The organism is Synergistetes bacterium HGW-Synergistetes-1 (genome assembly GCA_002839185.1).
In the GTDB taxonomy this organism is placed as follows: Bacteria; Synergistota; Synergistia; order Synergistales; family Synergistaceae; genus Caenicola.
In genome coordinates, this window is the sequence record PGXO01000005.1 from 219448 (window position 1) to 236128 (window position 16681).

Annotated in this window: 18 protein-coding genes; 8 read left to right on the forward strand and 10 right to left on the reverse strand. The window is 46.5% G+C overall.

What is annotated here, in order from left to right; genetic code table 11:
- Window positions 1–2 precede the first annotated feature (2 nt).
- The 8 genes from livG to hrcA form a co-directional block, all read right to left on the reverse strand.
- Complete coding sequence (gene livG, locus CVV54_06260; protein PKL04476.1) at window positions 3–770, reverse strand: high-affinity branched-chain amino acid ABC transporter ATP-binding protein LivG; 768 nt, start codon at window positions 768–770, stop codon at window positions 3–5.
- Window positions 770–1654, reverse strand: a complete 885-nt coding sequence (locus CVV54_06265; GenBank protein PKL04477.1) for a branched-chain amino acid ABC transporter permease — start codon at window positions 1652–1654, stop codon at window positions 770–772. Before CVV54_06265 ends, livG begins: the two co-directional genes overlap by 1 nt.
- A gap of 9 nt (window positions 1655–1663) precedes the next feature.
- The gene (locus CVV54_06270; protein PKL04556.1) at window positions 1664–2539 is read right to left on the reverse strand and encodes a branched-chain amino acid ABC transporter permease; all 876 of its coding nucleotides are present in this window, start codon (window positions 2537–2539) and stop codon (window positions 1664–1666) included.
- Between the two features lie 121 nt (window positions 2540–2660).
- A complete protein-coding gene (locus tag CVV54_06275) occupies window positions 2661–3812 on the reverse strand; it encodes an ABC transporter substrate-binding protein (GenBank protein ID PKL04478.1) in 1152 nt (383 codons plus the stop codon).
- 399 nt (window positions 3813–4211) lie between these two features.
- Window positions 4212–5351: a molecular chaperone DnaJ gene (dnaJ, locus tag CVV54_06280; GenBank protein PKL04479.1), complete on the reverse strand. Its 1140-nt coding sequence runs from the start codon at window positions 5349–5351 to the stop codon at window positions 4212–4214.
- A gap of 17 nt (window positions 5352–5368) precedes the next feature.
- Window positions 5369–7207, reverse strand: a complete 1839-nt coding sequence (locus tag CVV54_06285; protein ID PKL04480.1) for a molecular chaperone DnaK — start codon at window positions 7205–7207, stop codon at window positions 5369–5371.
- Between the two features lie 64 nt (window positions 7208–7271).
- On the reverse strand, window positions 7272–7850 hold the full coding sequence (grpE, locus tag CVV54_06290) for a nucleotide exchange factor GrpE (GenBank protein ID PKL04481.1): 579 nt from the start codon (window positions 7848–7850) through the stop codon (window positions 7272–7274).
- 3 nt (window positions 7851–7853) lie between these two features.
- Window positions 7854–8870, reverse strand: coding sequence for a heat-inducible transcription repressor HrcA (gene hrcA, locus CVV54_06295; protein PKL04482.1), 1017 nt, complete (start codon window positions 8868–8870; stop codon window positions 7854–7856).
- Window positions 8871–9115: 245 nt separating this feature from the next.
- Here hrcA and CVV54_06300 point away from each other — a divergent pair, with 245 nt between their 5' ends.
- Genes CVV54_06300 through CVV54_06315 form a run of 4 tightly spaced genes read left to right on the forward strand, consistent with a single transcriptional unit; the run spans window position 9116 to window position 12289 of the window.
- A complete protein-coding gene (locus tag CVV54_06300; GenBank protein PKL04483.1) occupies window positions 9116–9757 on the forward strand; it encodes a phosphoglycerate mutase in 642 nt (213 codons plus the stop codon).
- Between the two features lie 12 nt (window positions 9758–9769).
- The gene (folP, locus tag CVV54_06305; protein ID PKL04484.1) at window positions 9770–10990 is read left to right on the forward strand and encodes a dihydropteroate synthase; all 1221 of its coding nucleotides are present in this window, start codon (window positions 9770–9772) and stop codon (window positions 10988–10990) included.
- On the forward strand, window positions 10983–11471 hold the full coding sequence (gene folK, locus CVV54_06310) for a 2-amino-4-hydroxy-6-hydroxymethyldihydropteridine diphosphokinase (GenBank protein ID PKL04485.1): 489 nt from the start codon (window positions 10983–10985) through the stop codon (window positions 11469–11471). Before folP ends, folK begins: the two co-directional genes overlap by 8 nt.
- 2 nt (window positions 11472–11473) lie before the next feature.
- Window positions 11474–12289 carry a hypothetical protein gene (locus tag CVV54_06315; protein PKL04486.1) on the forward strand — a complete coding sequence of 272 codons (816 nt, stop codon included), beginning with the start codon at window positions 11474–11476 and terminating at the stop codon, window positions 12287–12289.
- Between the two features lie 76 nt (window positions 12290–12365).
- Here the strand turns inward: CVV54_06315 and CVV54_06320 are convergent, their stop codons facing one another.
- Window positions 12366–12857 (reverse strand): aminoacyl-tRNA deacylase, encoded by a 492-nt coding sequence (locus CVV54_06320; protein PKL04557.1) that lies wholly within the window; start codon window positions 12855–12857, stop codon window positions 12366–12368.
- A gap of 63 nt (window positions 12858–12920) precedes the next feature.
- A complete protein-coding gene (locus tag CVV54_06325) occupies window positions 12921–13895 on the reverse strand; it encodes a hypothetical protein (GenBank protein PKL04487.1) in 975 nt (324 codons plus the stop codon).
- A gap of 84 nt (window positions 13896–13979) precedes the next feature.
- Between CVV54_06325 and CVV54_06330 the strand changes: the two genes are divergently transcribed.
- The 4 genes from CVV54_06330 to CVV54_06345 are packed head-to-tail and all read left to right on the forward strand — an operon-like array spanning window position 13980 to window position 16642.
- Window positions 13980–14831 carry a triphosphoribosyl-dephospho-CoA synthase gene (locus tag CVV54_06330; GenBank protein PKL04558.1) on the forward strand — a complete coding sequence of 284 codons (852 nt, stop codon included), beginning with the start codon at window positions 13980–13982 and terminating at the stop codon, window positions 14829–14831.
- 53 nt (window positions 14832–14884) lie between these two features.
- On the forward strand, window positions 14885–15250 hold the full coding sequence (locus CVV54_06335) for an XRE family transcriptional regulator (GenBank protein PKL04488.1): 366 nt from the start codon (window positions 14885–14887) through the stop codon (window positions 15248–15250).
- Window positions 15234–15671 (forward strand): ImmA/IrrE family metallo-endopeptidase, encoded by a 438-nt coding sequence (locus CVV54_06340; GenBank protein ID PKL04559.1) that lies wholly within the window; start codon window positions 15234–15236, stop codon window positions 15669–15671. Before CVV54_06335 ends, CVV54_06340 begins: the two co-directional genes overlap by 17 nt.
- Window positions 15638–16642 carry a hypothetical protein gene (locus CVV54_06345; protein ID PKL04489.1) on the forward strand — a complete coding sequence of 335 codons (1005 nt, stop codon included), beginning with the start codon at window positions 15638–15640 and terminating at the stop codon, window positions 16640–16642. Before CVV54_06340 ends, CVV54_06345 begins: the two co-directional genes overlap by 34 nt.
- Window positions 16643–16681 lie beyond the last annotated feature (39 nt).

Below are 16681 nucleotides of genomic sequence, written 5' to 3' on the forward strand. Positions count from 1 at the left end.
TCCTATTCCTCCTCTCCCAGATAAGCCTTGAGGACTTCAGGATGACTCTGTATTTCATCAGGGGAACCTTCGGCAATTTTTGCTCCAAAGTTCATGCAGACGATATGGGGGCATATCTCCATGACCATGTCCATATGGTGTTCGATGAGCAGTATCGTAAGATTGAAATCGCTGTGAATAAGCTTGATCAGTTCATTAAGCTGTTCAACTTCCTCCGCGTTCATTCCTGCGGCAGGTTCGTCCAGAAGCAGCAGGTCAGGCCTGAGGGAAATAGCTCTTGCTATTTCCAGACGCCTTTGAAGTCCGTATGGAAGATTTCCTGCTGCCTGATCGGCACGATCTGCAAGCCCGACTCTCTCAAGAAGCTCCATGCTTTCATCCCTTGTAGCTTTCTCCATGCTTTTCCATCGTCCCAGGTGGCTGACAGCCTCAAAGAAGCTGTATTTATAATGCTGCTGCGCCGCAGTCATTACGTTATCGAGTACAGAAGATGCGGCAAAAAGCCTGAGGTTCTGGAACGTTCTTGCTACTCCCAGAGATATGACCTGATAGGTCTTAAGCCTGTTTATGTTTTTGCCCTTGAATTCTATCTCACCGCTCGTTACGTCGTATACACCGGTGACGAGGTTGAATATCGTCGTCTTTCCTGCTCCGTTGGGTCCGATAAGGCCTGCCAGTTCCCCTGTCTCAATGACAAAGGACATATCCTTGACAGCCTGAACTCCTCCGAAAGACTTATTGACGTCTTTAAGTTCAAGTATCGCTGACATCAGCGCACCCCCCCATCCTCAGCAGTGATCTTCTTCCTGCGGGAGAAAATGCTTTTTATGTAGTCTTTCGTAAGTTCGTTGGTCCCCATGATCCCCTCCGGCCTCAGTACCATGACCAATACCAGGACAAGTCCGTAAACCAGCATGCGGTACTGTGATATCGGCCTGAAGATCTCAGTTACCAATGTCAGTATGGTCGTTCCTATAAGACATCCGCTCATTGAACCAAGTCCACCGAATACGACTATTGAGACAAGCTCCGTTGATTTGGCCATGTCAAACATGACCGGCTGTATAAAGGACATGAATCCCCCCAGCAGTGCGCCTGAAACACCGCAGTAAAAACCTGAAATGGCAAGACTGAAGACCCTGAACTTTGCTGTGTTGAAACCAAGGAGGGAAGCAGCGACATAGTCATCCCTGCAGGCCTTGAAAGCCCTGCCGAAACTGCTGTTTACAAGGAAGAACATTCCAACGGCCATTATCACCAGGAAAGTAAGAGCCACCGGCATAGTCGAATAGTTCTCAATACCGGGATAACCTCTGGCGCCCCTGGTCACGCCTTCCCAGTTTTCAATGACCAGCCTTATAGCTTCCCCCAGGCCCAGGGAGGCTATCGTATAGTAGTCCCCTACAAGCTTAAGAGTAGGTATACCTATCAGATAGGCAAAAACCATCGCTAAAATACCACCCGCAATTATTGCTCCAATAAAGTTCACTTCATACTGTACAGTAAGGATCGCCGCGGTATATGCTCCAATCGCCATGTAGCCGGCATGTCCAAGAGTGAAGACTCCCGTGAAACCAGTAAAGAGAGAGACTCCCAGAGCGGCTATGCAGTTGATGGCAAGCAGAGTAATTATGCCGGTTGTGTAACCATCCATCTATGGTCCCTACACTTTCTCGCCCACGGATTTTCCGAAAAGGCCCGTGGGACGGATAATGAGAGTTACGATAAGGAGACCAAAAACGACCAGATCCCTGAACTGGCTGGATATAAAACCTGCAGTCAGCATCTCCGCCAGACCAAGGATGAGGCTCCCTACAACAGCGCCCGGAAGTGAGCCAAGTCCTCCAATTACAGCTGCTACAAATGCCTTTGTGGTGATCATTCCAAGCTGGGGATAAAGTGTATACCTGACAGACAAAAAGATTCCCCCGACTCCTGCGAGAAGTCCGGCTACAAAGAAGACTATTGAAATCAGTCTGTTGACATTGACACCCATGAGGCCGGCAGTCCTGAGGTTATAAGAAGCCGCCCTGATAGCCAGCCCCCATTTCGTTTTTGATAGGAAGAGCTGAAGTCCAACAAGAAAGACTACAGCTGTAACCAGGGAAAGGAGATCAAAAGCGCTCGTAGTTGCAAGTCCGAAGAAATTTACAGGCTGCGTCGGAATTACCGGAGGAAGTGCCCTGAAGCGGCCGCCTACGGTAACTACGAAAATATTCTCGATAACTATGCTCATACCCATTGAAGCAATAAGCATGTAGAGGGTAATGGGAGTGCGCTCACGTATCGGCTTGTATGCGAGACGCTCAACTATCACTGCCGAAACTCCTGCGCCGATCAACGCGGCAAAGGAGGCTGTCCAGATATTCATCCCGGCTCCCTTTAATACGAAATAGCAAATATAACCTCCAATAACAAGAAAGCCTCCATGTGCAAAATTTGAGAATAGAAGGATAGAATAGACTAATGAGTAACCAACTGCTATCAAGGCGTATACCGACCCAAGAGAAAGGCCGTTAATGACTTGCTGGATTATCATATCCAATTTAAAACACCTCTGCCTTTCTGGTGCTTAACCAGTTTTCAGAACCTGTTGTATGGGCCTGAACGGGCTTGGGGAATAAATTCCCCAAGCCCAAATGGAATAGCTTTCAGAGAAATTATTTGGGTTCGACTTTCTGGAAGAATTTCGCTTTAAGGTCATCGCCGACCTTAAGGATAACTCCTGCCTTGTTGAGCGGGTTGTGATCCTTGGCATTGATCGTCAGCGTGGCATGATTAAGTTTGAGGCCTTTTGTTGATTCGAGCGCTTTAGCGATCGCAGGACCCTCTGCTTTGCCTGCGCGCTTGATAGCGTCTACAAGCCAGTATGTTGCGTCATATGCCATTGTACCGTTTACGAATTCCTTACAATCATCATTGTAGACTTTCTTGTAGCGGGCAAAGATCGGCGCCATTCCGGGATCTTCAAGGTATGTGTGGTTGACCCAGTAGGTACCCTTCATAGAATCTCCGGCGATCTCATTCATGAACTCGCCGTATCCGTCGCCGCCTATAATTATAATGTCTTTAAGGCCAAGCTCTTTTGCCTGTTTGATGATCAGGGCCATGTCCTTGCCCATTCCCGGCAGGAAGAGCACGTTGGCGCCTGAGCTCTTTACCTTTGTCAGCTGTGCACGGAAGTCAACGTCTGTTTCACGATATCCTTCGTCTGCTACTATCTTGCCCTTCAGCGCAGTGTAGTTCTTCGTGAAGAACTCTCTGAGTCCCTGTGCATAGTCAGAACCTACGTTGTAAAGAACTGCTGCTTTGTCTTTTTTGAGGGTTGTCATTGCAAGCTCTGCTGCAAGTGCTCCCTGGTATGGGTCTGTGAAGCAGATACGGAAGGAATAGGGGCGGACCTTGCCCTTATTGTCCACTGTAACGAGCGGGTTGGTTCCGACTGTTGATATCTGAGGTGTCTTTCCCTTGTCAACGATCGGCGCTGTTGCAATGTTGATGCCGCTTGAGTTCGCTCCGATGATGGCGACAACTTTGTCGCTTTCGATCATACGGCGGACAGCGTTGACCGCGTCTTCGTTACGTGTTTTTGTATCATAAATGACCAGTTCGAGCGGACGGCCGAGAACTCCACCCTTGGCGTTTACATCGCCGACTACCATTTTAGCCATGTTGACTTCTGTAATTCCATATGCGGCGTAGTCGCCGGTGAGGGCTGCCAGATATCCGACTTTGATAGGATCTGCTGCGAATGCCGCACCTGCGGCGCAAAGAATAATAATAACTGCCATAACTGCAAGGATCTTCTTCAATATACTGCACCTCCAATAATGTTGTGGAAATGTTTCGGATACTAGTGAAATTGCCGAGTGATTCCAGAACTTACTGCCTGTGCCTCACCTCCAGTCAGATGCACAGCTATAATAATACAATAATGAGAAAAATGCTAAGAAGGTAATTGATCTGCTTCAATTATTCTATAATCCATAATTGGATATGTAAAGAATAAATCGTCAGTGAATTCAAAATTTTGAATTTTCATAACGATGAGGTTTATTTTCTATTTTTAAGAAAAATATTAAATTACTTTTACAGAAGCGCCTGATGGTCAAATCATAAAAGCTTTCTCCCTCTCATAAAAACAAAACCGGGCTTTCCTGTCCTCAGAAAAATCCGGTTTTGTCGCTTGATGCTCTTAATTTAGTTTATTTCTATCGCTTTATCTTATCGAAGAATCCCTCTTTGTTTTTTACAGGAACCTTCATTTCTTTTGCGATCTGTTCCAACAGTTCTCTTTCTTTTGCAGACGGATCTTTGCTTATGCTGACCTTTACAAGGATATTCATGTCGCCGCTGCCCTTTCCCCGAAGACGCGGCATTCCCCTGCCCTTAATCCGGAGCTTTGATCCGGGTTGGGTTCCTGCAGGGATATCCAATTTCTCAAAACCGTCAAAGGTCTCAATTTTGACTTCACATCCCAATGCCGCCTGAGGATACTGTATATCGACCGAGGTATTCAGGTCGTCCCCCTTGCGCTGGAACCTTCTGTCGTTTTTTACCTCTATGAGGAGGAAAAGATCCCCGGAAGGCCCCCCATTGATACCTGCTTCTCCCTGACTGGACACCCTCAGCCTTATTCCGGTGTCTATTCCGGCTGGGATCTTCACATCAACAGAATGCTGTTTTCGCACACGACCCTGTCCTCTGCATTCGCGGCAAGGCGTCTTTATTACCTTACCCTTGCCGTGACAGGTAGGACAGGCAGTCACCTGAGCCATCTGGCCAAAGGGCGTGTTGACGGTCTGCTGTACCTGTCCGCGACCGCCACATGTCGGACATGTTTCTATTTTGGTGCCTGGTTCAGCTCCACCGCCTCCGCAGTGCGGACATGTCTCAAGGCGCGGAACCTCGATCTTTTTGGTGACTCCCCTGAATGCATCCTCCATCGTGATCTGCATGGTGTATTCAAGGTCATTGCCCCTTCGCGAAGCGTTTGGATCGACAGAGCGCCTGCCGGATCCACCGAAAGCACTTCCAAAGAGATCTCCGAAGAGGTCACCAAAATCTGCTCCGCCAAAGCCGGCTCCGCCGAAGCCCCCAAAGTCCCCTCCTGGCGGCATGTCACCAACATACCCAAACTGATCGTACTGAGTTCTTTTTTCGGGATCGCTGAGAACTTCGTTAGCCTCATTAATCTCTTTGTACTTTTTCTCTGCTTCAGTATCTCCCGGATTTGCGTCAGGATGATATTTCCGGGTGAGCTTACGGTATGCTTTCTTTATTTCGTCGGCCGAGGCTCCCCGTCCAACACCCAATATTTCATAATAGTCTTTTTTGCCGGGAGCAGCCATCAGCGCCTCACCTCACGTTATTTATTGTCTTCTTCATGGAACTCGGCATCTACAGTAGTTTCGTCGCTTGAGTCTCTATTGTCGGTATTTGCCTGTGCATCCGCCGGATTATTCTGTGCTGCCTGTGCTTTTGCATATGCCTTCTGTGAGATCGGGTGCATCGCGTTCATAAGAGCCTCGACGGCAGACTTAATCGCCGATGTATCTTCGCTTGTGAGAAGGTCCCTCAGAGCTTTGATCTTTTCTTCAACGGCTGCCTTTTCTTCAGGTGTAGCGTCTTCGCCAAGTTCCTTCAGCGACTTTTCAGCATTGTATGCGGCACTGTCTCCCTCGTTTCGGGCTTCAACAAGCTCTTTCTTTTTCTTGTCTTCTCCCTCGTTCATTTCAGCATCGTGACGCATTTTTTCAATTTCCTCATCGGTAAGCCTTGAAGACTGTATCGTGATATTCTGCACTTTGCCAGTGGCCTTGTCCTTGGCGGTAACGTTGACAATACCGTTTGCATCGATGTCAAAAGTCACCTCTATCTGAGGAATGCCTCTTGGAGCAGACGCTATACCGTCAAGGAAAAATCTTCCAAGCGACACGTTATCACCTGCCATAGCTCTTTCTCCCTGGAGGACATGGATCTCGACCTGAGGCTGGTTGTCAGCAGCCGTTGTAAATACCTGGCTCTTGGAGACAGGGATAGCGCTGTTTTTCTCAATTATCTTGGTGAATACTCCGCCAAGGGTCTCAAGTCCGAGTGAAAGCGGCGTTACATCTACAAGTACTATTCCCTTGTGTTCTCCGGAAAGGATTGCTCCCTGGATAGCTGCTCCGACTGCAACGCATTCATCCGGATTTATCCCTTTTGTCGGTTCTTTGTTAAGCAGCTCTTTCACCTTGCGCTGGACCATGGGCATACGCGTCGAGCCTCCAACAAGAAGTATCTTGTCAACGTCAGTCGGCTGGAGGCCTGCATCTTTTAGAGCAGTGCGAACAGGCTGTACTGTCCTGTCAAGGAGATCCCTCGTAAGTTCTTCGAATTTTGCCCTGGTAAGTGTCATTTCAAGGTGCTTGGGTCCATTCTGGTCTGCTGTGATAAAAGGCAGTGAAATAGAGGTCTCTGCCATTGATGAGAGCTCTACCTTCGCTTTTTCAGCGGCTTCACGAAGACGCTGGGCTGCCATTTTGTCTTTCCTCAGGTCAACTCCGTCTGTCTTTTTGAATTCATCCGCTACCCAGTCTGCGACCTTTGAATCCCAGTCGTCTCCGCCAAGCCTGTTGTCTCCTGAAGTTGAAAGGACTTCGAAAACTCCTTCCCCAACATCAAGGATAGAGACGTCAAAGGTTCCGCCTCCCAGGTCGAAAACCATTATTTTATGGTCACCTTCCTTGTCTACGCCATAGGCAAGACATGCTGCGGTAGGCTCATTTATTACCCTCAGGACCTCTAGTCCTGCAATAGTACCTGCATCTTTTGTAGCCTGTCTCTGCGCATCTGTAAAATATGCAGGGCATGTTATAACTGCTTTTGTAACAGTCGTTCCCAGATATTCTTCAGCATCCCTCTTGAGCTTCTGCAAGATCATAGAGGATATCTGCTGAGGGGTATACTTCTGTCCATCGATAGTCACCTTATAATCGCTGCCCATTTCTCTCTTTATCGATATTATGGTGCGGTCAGGGTTTACTATTGCCTGCCTTTTTGCCAGCTGCCCTACTAGTCTTTCATTGCCATCTTTAGTAAAGGCAACTACCGAAGGAGTGGTACGTCCACCTTCAGGGTTTGGGATAACTGTTACATTGTCTCCTTCTTTTACTGCTACACAGCTGTTTGTTGTTCCAAGGTCGATCCCTATAATTTTTTCCATAACTCATTCCACCTTTGAAATAATTTATTTTTATACTTCGCTTGTTTCCTTATCCGGAAAAAGATCAGTCAGTGTGTTTACCGACTCTCACCTGGGGGGCTCTGATTATACGGCCTGCAAGTCTGTAGCCCTTTCTCAATGTGCCTATTATACAATTGTCTTTTGATCTGTCTTCTATAGGTTCTATCGAAACAGCTTCATGCACGGAGGGATCAAATTCACCCTCAGTCTCAATTTTTTCAAGCCCAAGGTTTTCCAAGGCTTTGTAAAACTGCTTTATGATCATGGTCATTCCTTTGTATAGGTTACTCTCTTCATCTTCTATCGCACAGCACACTCTTTCCAGATTCTCAAAGACAGGCAAAAGCTCTTCGATCGATTTTTCTGCTGCAAGTTTGCAGTTTTTCTCCCTGTCCCTTTCGACTCTTGTCCTGAGGTTGTAATAATCAGCCCTTGCCCTCGCAGCTTCTTCGGTAAGACTTTTTATATCTTTTTTCATTTTTTCAATGATCTCGAGTAAATTTTCCTGATCATTCTCAGGTGAGATCACATCTTCTGCAGCAGATAATTTCTGCTCCTTTTTTTCAATGCAATCGCTTTCTGCCGTATTTTGTATGCCTTCAGCTTTCTCACTTTTGTGCATCTTCTATTCAGCCTCCTCTTCAGGTCCCAGATCCATGGTCCTAAATACTCTGTCAATCGTTGTAATTACCTTTTCGTAGTCCATTCTCTCAGGCCCCACTACACCTATCATTGTCATTTGTCCGTTGCAGATAGTCGAAGCAGCCACAAGAGACGATCTCTTCATCGCCGGAGATTCGTTTTCCTCACCAATGATTATGTTAATACCCTCTTTGGAACAGCTTTTAACAAGTTCAGCCATTCCTTCTTCCTGCTCGAGGAATTCATATAATGCCTGTATTCTGCTGAGATCCTGAAAATCCGGAAGATTAAGCATGTGGCTCATGGACCCCGTGAATGCCTTTATTGAAGGGGAGATCATTATCCCCTCAAGCTCACGGAGCGCAGCTGCACAAGCAGATTTGTAATCCTGAAGTTCCTCCATAATGTAGGCTTTCAGGGACTTTTTTATCTCAGTCCATTCACAGCCTGCAAATACATTTATCCTTCTTGAAAGATCGTCCAGATACTCCTGAGTCATATCCCAGGGAAGGCTGGTCATCTTCTGATGCACAAGTCCCCCCTGAAGCACTACAAGCAGTAAGACATTTCTCTCTCCAAGCCGGACAAAATCAACTCTTTGAAATTTGACTTTGTCCAATGGTGTTACGGCAGCCACTCCTACATAGTTTGACACACGGCTGAGGATATCGGACGCTGACTCAAGAGCGCCCTCAATTCCTTTGTGGTGCTCGCCAAGGCTCTTGATCCACTCCTTGCTGTATTTTGAAGAATCGACCCTTTGAAGTACAGAGTCGACATAAAGCCTGTAGCCAAGGGTCGTGGGTATCCTGCCTGAAGAAGTGTGGGGCTGTTTCAGGAAACCCATCTCTTCCAGGTCAGACATCTCGTTTCTGATAGTGGCAGAGCTGTGCCCTGTAAGATAGCGCCTCGAAACAGTACGGGAGCCGACACTTTCACCGCTTCTAATGTATTCATATACTACGGAAAGCATTACTTCCAACTGTCTTTCTGTAAGCAAAGGTTTCACTTCCTGCCTTGTTAGCACTCTCGCAGCACGAGTGCTAATTCATTTACAACGGGACAAGAATAACAGCGCTTCGCACAAATGTCAAGACAGGTCAGATTATTTATATAGTTGTTTTTACTTAATAATATTGACTGAGTTTTTTAAAGAAGCGGCTGTCGATAATGTATAATAAACCCCGAATGACTGATCGTTGTTTTGAAAATCTGTCTCTTTGACAAAAAACTAAAGAGGTACAAATGGCCAAAACCTCTATATATCTGATTAGGCATGGCGAATGCGCCGGCAATAGGGAAAACCGAGTAAGGGGGCGCGTAGACTTCCCCCTTAATAATAATGGTATTGCACAGGCCGGAGCTCTTGCTGTAGCAATGAAAGACAGAAATTTGACTCATGTCTATTCAAGCCCGCTGAAAAGAGCCTTCTCAACAGCGGAGATGATAAGCAACAGCTGCGGGTGCGGGCTTTCTTCCGATGATTCATTCAACAACATAAAACTTGATCCATGGGAGGGCAGATTTAAAAGTGATATTGCTGCAAGCGAACCTCTGTTGTGGAACACTTGGATCAACGACCCGGAGAGCCTTATCCTTGAAGGCGCAGAAACTCTGGATCAGGTGATGGAACGGTCACTCTTAGGACTTCAGCGCCTTATCGAGAAACACCGCGGTGGAACTTTTGCTGTTGTTTCGCACAGAGGCGTACTTAAACCGCTCCTTTCAGGAGCGATCGGAATTGAAAAGCCCAGATTCTGGAGGCTGCATATGGATACCGGATCTTACAGCCTATTGACACACGACGACATCCATGGGTTTTGTCTTATGGGACTTAATTATTCAGAACACCTGAAAGACTTCCCTCTGATCCAGGAGTTTGAGTAGGAAAAGCAGCACATGGCTGTCTATGAGATAAAATTCAGAGACTCAAAAGAACTGGCTGCCTCCCTTAATGCCATAGGAGCAGATGTGAGAAGTCTGCCTTTCTTTGACAACAGAAGGGAGATAAGAGCTTTATACCTTTCCTGCATAGATGCAAGGGCAGCGAATGTCATCAAACAGGAAATGCTTTCAAGAGGAGGAGACGCCGCGGTACATGCCCATGCGATAGACTGCAGTGTGCAGGAAAGCGATGTCATAATATTCGGGACAGTCAAACAGATCTCCTTTCTCGCCGACAAACTTGAGATCATGTCGTGGTGGGGATTTCCCGGGATAGTAAAATCCCTGAGGTGCGCAATTGACTCCTTTTCAAGAAAAACATCTATGGTATCGCTTCCTTCCGGCAATGATCTTATGCTTGGCACTAGGACCCTTTTGATGAGTATCATCAACCTCAGCGATGATTCCTTCCATAAGGAGAGCAGAACATACGGAAACATAGAGACAGCTGTAGCCCGTGCCTTGGAACATGCTGAAAACGGGGCTGACATCATGGACCTCGGGGCAGAATCTACAAGGCCCGGCGCCGCAAGGATATCCGAATCAGAAGAAATCGAACGCATGATACCAGCGATAAAAGAGATCAGAAAAAATCTTCCTTTAATGCCTATCTCTGTTGATACGACCAGAAAAAATGTTGCAGAAGCTGCTTTGAAAGCCGGAGCAGACATCATCAATGATATTTCGGGACTGTCGTTTGAACCTGAGATAGCAGAGACAGCAGCCAGATTTGGAGCCATGCTGGTAATAATGCATATGAGGGGAACTCCGCAGACTATGGGGTCAATGTGCGGTTACAGCAATCTGCTTAAGGAGATCAATGAATTTTTTGATGAAAAAATCAAAATTGCCTCTTCTTTGGGGGTAGAGAGCTCAAAGATGATCCTTGACCCAGGGATAGGTTTTGCAAAGGATCACAGCCAGAACCTCTTCCTTCTCAGACACATCGAATCTTTAAGGATACATTCAAAACCGATCCTTGTCGGTGCCTCCAGAAAGGGATCTATCGGCAGGGCAACTGACAGCAAGGATCCTTCTGAGCGCCTTGTAGGCACATTGGCAGTCTCTTCTCTCTGCGCCTGGTCCGGAGTAGACATTATCAGAGTCCATGACACAAAGGAAAACAAAAAAGCGGTAATGATGGCAGAAGCCATAAGAGATGCAGATTATGCCTGAAAAAATCAGAGTTTTGATGTCTCTGGGCTCAAATACGGGCAACAGGCTGATCATGCTGACTAAAGCGCTTTCCGAACTTGAACGGGGCGGTTTTTGCATTACTGATAAAAGTAAAATATGGGAGACATCTCCCTGGGGTTTAACCAATCAGCCAAGGTTCCTTAATATGTGCATATGCGCTGAAACAAAATTCCCCCCGGAAGAAATGATCAGAACTATCAAAAACATTGAAAAAAAACTTGGACGCAGCAAGAGCATAAAATGGGGGCCGCGTGAGATAGATATCGACATCATAGCAATAGACGAACTGGTCATTGAGACACCGGATCTTTCTGTTCCCCACCGGCATATGCATGAAAGGGCCTTTGTCCTGATACCTCTTAAAGAGATCGCTCCTTGGTTCAGGCATCCGGTAACAGGGAAAACTCTGGACGAAATGATATGCGCTCTCCCTGCTGAAAAAATGGAGTGGATCATATAGAAATGAAAAACATAGATGAGGCAATCAACAACTTAAGAAAAAAGTATGCTTCTTATTTCTCCGATAATTATCTGATCTGGCTAATGCCCGCATTGGCACTCTTCCTTGCCCTGATCATCTATCTGGTGCCGGGGAACGAAATCCCCGAGGGCGGTGCTAATCTCAGGACCCTTAGAGTCGGGAATTTTCCGATAGTACTTATTCTGGAGCAAAGCCAGGGAGAGGTTGCATCGGCATGGCTGAGGACTCCGGCAGGGGTAAAGCAGATAGAACAGCTTGACGGACTCTCTTATGTATCGGACAGCATATTCCTCTCTAAAGTAGACCAAGATGACAAAGAGGATCTCCTTTGGCGGACATCCTTCACAAATTTTGAAGGTACCGGGGTCCACCTTTGGGTAGGTGTCACGACATGGTCACCCAAGGCGCACATATTCATCACTCCATACGAATACACAAGATGGGATGCTGTTCCGGCAAAGCTGGTAGTACCTAAGGGAACAGCTGTATATGTTTCTCCTGCCATTCCTACATATGACAAGGCAGATTCATTCCGGGGCCGCGACAGTTATTCTTTCATCTACACCATAAGGATGACGCCGGAAGGACCTGCTTTTGTACCTGTGCCTGAGGTTTACAGACAGCTATCCATACTCCTCAGAGCTGGAATACAGGGAGAATTCACACCTGCCAAGAGACTCGCATATGTCAGGATGCTCAATGAGTTCAACAGCCTTGCTGAGGGGAAGCCTCCCAAGACAGAGACCCTCCTGAACTTTCAGATCGAAAAGATAGCTGCTCTGAGCTGGAGAAGATGATCCCGAGGACAGTTACTGCATGACGATCATTTTGATAAGAGAAAGTAATATTTGCTGTTGATAAAAACTTCGCAATTCACTTTTTGATATCAACTTTTTCTCCCTCCGTTATCCTCATCAGCTCTTCAGGGGATATCGGGAAAAATTCGTGATCGGTCCCGGCAGCAGCCCACACTTCGGAATATTTAAAAAGATCTTCGTCCAACAGCGTCTTTGGCTGCTCGGGATACCCAACAGGCGGAACTCCTCCAGGTTTGAATCCTGACCAGTTACTGCACTCTTCCGGATTTGCGAAAGATACATGGGAGACTCCCATGATTTTTTTTATTTTTTTTGTGTCGACCCGGTTTATCCCTGACATCAGAGCAAGAGCAAAGTATTCACCCCTGTTTACCCTCAGAAGGATGCTTTTGAGTATCTCCTCTTCAGGCGCCCCGACAGCCGAAGAGGCATCAGAGACAGTGAATATCGTTTCTTCTGTATGAAATATCCTTCCGTCAAACCCTGAGTTTGAAAGATATCTGCTTACAGCCTCCACAGGATCAAAATCTTCTGCCGCCTTAAGAATGCACAATTTAAACCAACCTCGTTTCTGGCTTAGTGTATTAAATTTTCTGGATATCGATCATTTTCACCTGTTGGCCGAAGCCAGTTTCTCGACAGGCATGGGTCTCTCTGAGATTAAAAAAGATATCGGAAGACCATGATTTTCGCCGGAGATCATGTTGTACATCTCTCTGTTCTGAAGTACGGCCCTCACAAATTCCCTCGTCTCGGAATAAGGTATCTCCTCAATCCATTCAATCCAGTCCCCTGCTGAAAGTGTGTTCCATCTGATGACTGGCATCATCCCGGCATTGTATGCCGCAATCACTCGAGGGAGATCTCCTTTGAATTTACGTGAAAGACGGGCAAAATAGCTTGCCCCGATAAGGATGTTTTTTCTCGGGTCAGTGATCTCCGAAGAGAGGATATCAAGAGATCGCATCTCTTCTTTTGCGGTAGACGGCATCAGCTGCATAAGTCCCAGCGCACCGGACCTGCTTACAGCGTTTTTCCTGAACTTGCTCTCCTGTTTCATAACCGACCATATCATCACATCAGAGATCCCTGTCCGCTTAGCAGCATCAGATACTTCTTTTTTCCAGGGACAGGGATAGAAAAGGCTTTCTGTCTTTATTCTGCAGGCATTGTTTAAAATCCCGGCTCCACCGTCTTTAAAAAACAAAAATGTATAAAAATCAAAAGGATATTTCCTGGCAAGATCTACCTTAAGATCATCAGCCTCAGCGTGCATTCCTAATTTTTCAAGTGCCCTGATCTTCCAGTAAAAGATCCTTGAAGGCCTTACTGTAAAATTTCCCGAAACGCCGATTTCAGACCAATACCCAAGAGCAGTCTCCGGATCATCGTTGCGCCATGCATGCCAGCCTTCATTCCATTTCTCCGAAACATCCTTCCTGCACATAGATATGACCGAAGGCAAAGAGAGATGGGCGGCAAATGCAAACAGGACAAATAATGACAACATCACATGCTTGCGGGAGACAACGAATTGAGTTAATGTAGAGAGGCATATTTTGAACGCGGAGGTAATATCTTGCATAGATCCGGGCCACCCTCTTATTTTTTTACATACACCGAAAGTATCCGTCACTTGAACAGACAAGTCAAGCCTTTCTCTCCCTCGATATTATGGCAGGCTGCATCTGAAGCAGTCGCAGATGAAATAGCTACAGCGCCTAAACCCGGATTGGTAGATCCTCTTGGTCAGGGCTGCCACTTAGATATGACCTGGCGAACATTTATCAAAAGCGCCCAGGCAATAGAACCTTTCTGGGAGTACCAGGCATTGATCGGATTATCAGGCACTTCGCCTTCAGAATCCTTGGGGCGCCTGAGATTTATCGGTATTGAAATGGAGAAAAAAATGTTTGCCGCGACTTCAGGCATAAACACTCATAAAGGCCTGATATTTCTTTTGTCCCTCCTTTTATACGGGGCAGGCTACTGCATATATTCCAGAAAAGAGCTGACTCCTGAAAATATTACATGTTTCGCTTCCGGATCCGTTGAGGGGCTGACGTCCAGAGAGCTGAGCTCTCTTTCTGAAAAAATCGCCTCAGAAAATCTGACAAACGGCGAAAGGCTCTTTCTCACGCACGGTATAACCGGTGCAAGAGGAGAAGCTGAAAAAGGTTTTCCCTCACTACTGCAGCATGGGCTTCCTGAACTCAGGCGCGTATCCTCAATGGGTGGGTCAATAAACAGCTCGCATATTGCCGCTCTTTTAGAGATCATGCACAACTGCGAAGACAGCAACGTGATCCACCGAGGAGGTTACGGCTTCTGGCAAAATGACTATAAAGATATGGTAAAAGAGACTATCGAAAAATTCGATCCTCTGTCGGAAGACTACCGCCCTATAGAAGACCTCGAAAAAAAATTCTTGAGATACCGCATCAGCCCGGGCGGAGCAGCAGATCTGCTCTGCTGTTCGATTTATATTGACCTTATAACTAAACCTACTTGTCAACAATAAAAAAATGTTGTATTCTTTTATTGCACATAATGTAAAGAAAGGGTGGATATTTTATGAGTCTTGGCAACAGGATTAAGACATTGCGCAAGGCGCAGAACCTTACTCAGCAAAAGCTTGCTGATAAGGTCGAGGTCAGCAGGATATACGTACAGGCTCTTGAAAGCAACAGGAGACTGCCTTCGATGAAACTTCTCCAAAGGCTTGCACCTGCTCTCAATGTAGACGTAACAGACCTTCTGATGGACTTTTCATCCCCGGACAACCCTGGGAGAGTCCAACTTGAATCAATGCTGGACAACGGAGAGCTTGAAATATGGTACCGCAGCAAAAAACTGACCGAGCAGGAACTAAAAAGGGTTTACCGTCTTATTGAGGCGGCTCTTGATGACTGGGAAACAGAGGATGCTTCAGCAAAATAAACCTGACACTGAGGATCTTTGTGAGTGCATCCCCTCTCCTCCGGAAGAGATCCCTCATTGGGCGATCCATGAAGGAAGGGGATGGCAAAGACTGAGCGAGTTCGAGATACTGGCAAGGGCAGAAGAGATCACCGGTCTCTCTCTTGAGCTTAAGTTTGAGCTCCTTCCTGCCGGTGTCTGGGGTATACACATAGTCCGCGGCAAAAGAGGACGTATTTATATAAATTCAGTTCTTCCTTTGGTATGGAGGAGGTTCGCACTTTTCCATGAGACCTACCACCTTTTAAATCACAGAAAAGGACACCGTTTCTGGTCTCACACCTTTGAATCAATGGAAAGTTTTGAAAACAGGGCTGACACTTTTGCCTGGGCTGCTCTCTGGCCCGAATGGAGCGAGGGGGATTACTCGGATTGGGCCTGATAAATTCAATGAAAAAGCTTCCTTTCTTTCTTCCATTCGGCGGATGCAGGGGAAGATGTGTGTACTGCAGCCAAAACACAATAACAGGCGCTTCAGAGATCCCTTCGTCTGAATATGTTTCCTCAGTTTTAAGTGAGCTCGATGAACCGAGAGAGGTTTGTTTTTTCGGAGGGTCTTTCTGCAGGTTCGGTATTTCAAAAGTCAAAGAGTATCTCGATTCTGTAGTAAAGTATGCACCAGAAGGAAGCCGGATACGTTTTTCAACATACCCCGGAGATCTCAGCGACATTTCAATGAGAAACCTCATAAAAATCTACCCTATCTCATGCATAGAACTTGGTATACCTTCTCTTGATCCCAATGTTCTCTCTTTGTGCAAAAGGGAGACTGATCCTGATACAGTTCTCAATGATATAAAAACCATAATGAACGAGTCTCTTCCGCTCGGAGTCCAGATGATGATCGGTCTGCCCGGCCAGACAAAAGAGAGCAGCATCAACGATCTGAAAAATCTGGCTGGGATCAAGGGGGCCATAGCGTGGGATTTGAGACTTTATCCATGTCTGGTCCTTGAAGGAACTGAACTTGAGGATATGATGACCAAAGGGAGCTATATTCCTCTTACTCTGGACCAGGCTATCGAATGGGGCGGTATTTTCATTGACAGGGCAGTTTCTTTGGGATTCAATCCGATAAGGATAGGACTTCAGGAATCTGAACTGCTTGCATCAAAGGTCAAAGGAGGGCCGCATCATCCGGCCTTAGGGGAGATGATAGCATCGGAATCCCTAGTAAGGAAACTGACCAGAAACAACTGGACAGGTCCATGGATTGTCCCTGAAGAGCACATTTCAAAATTCACCGGACATGGGTGCTTTGGACTCAGGCGTTTGGCTGAGCTTACCGGTACAACAACAACTGCAGTATCAGAAAAGCTATCTTTTTTTCCTCCTGCTGGAAAAATACTCTGACACCGGATCATATCTTCTCCCGCAAAATATCAACAGAAT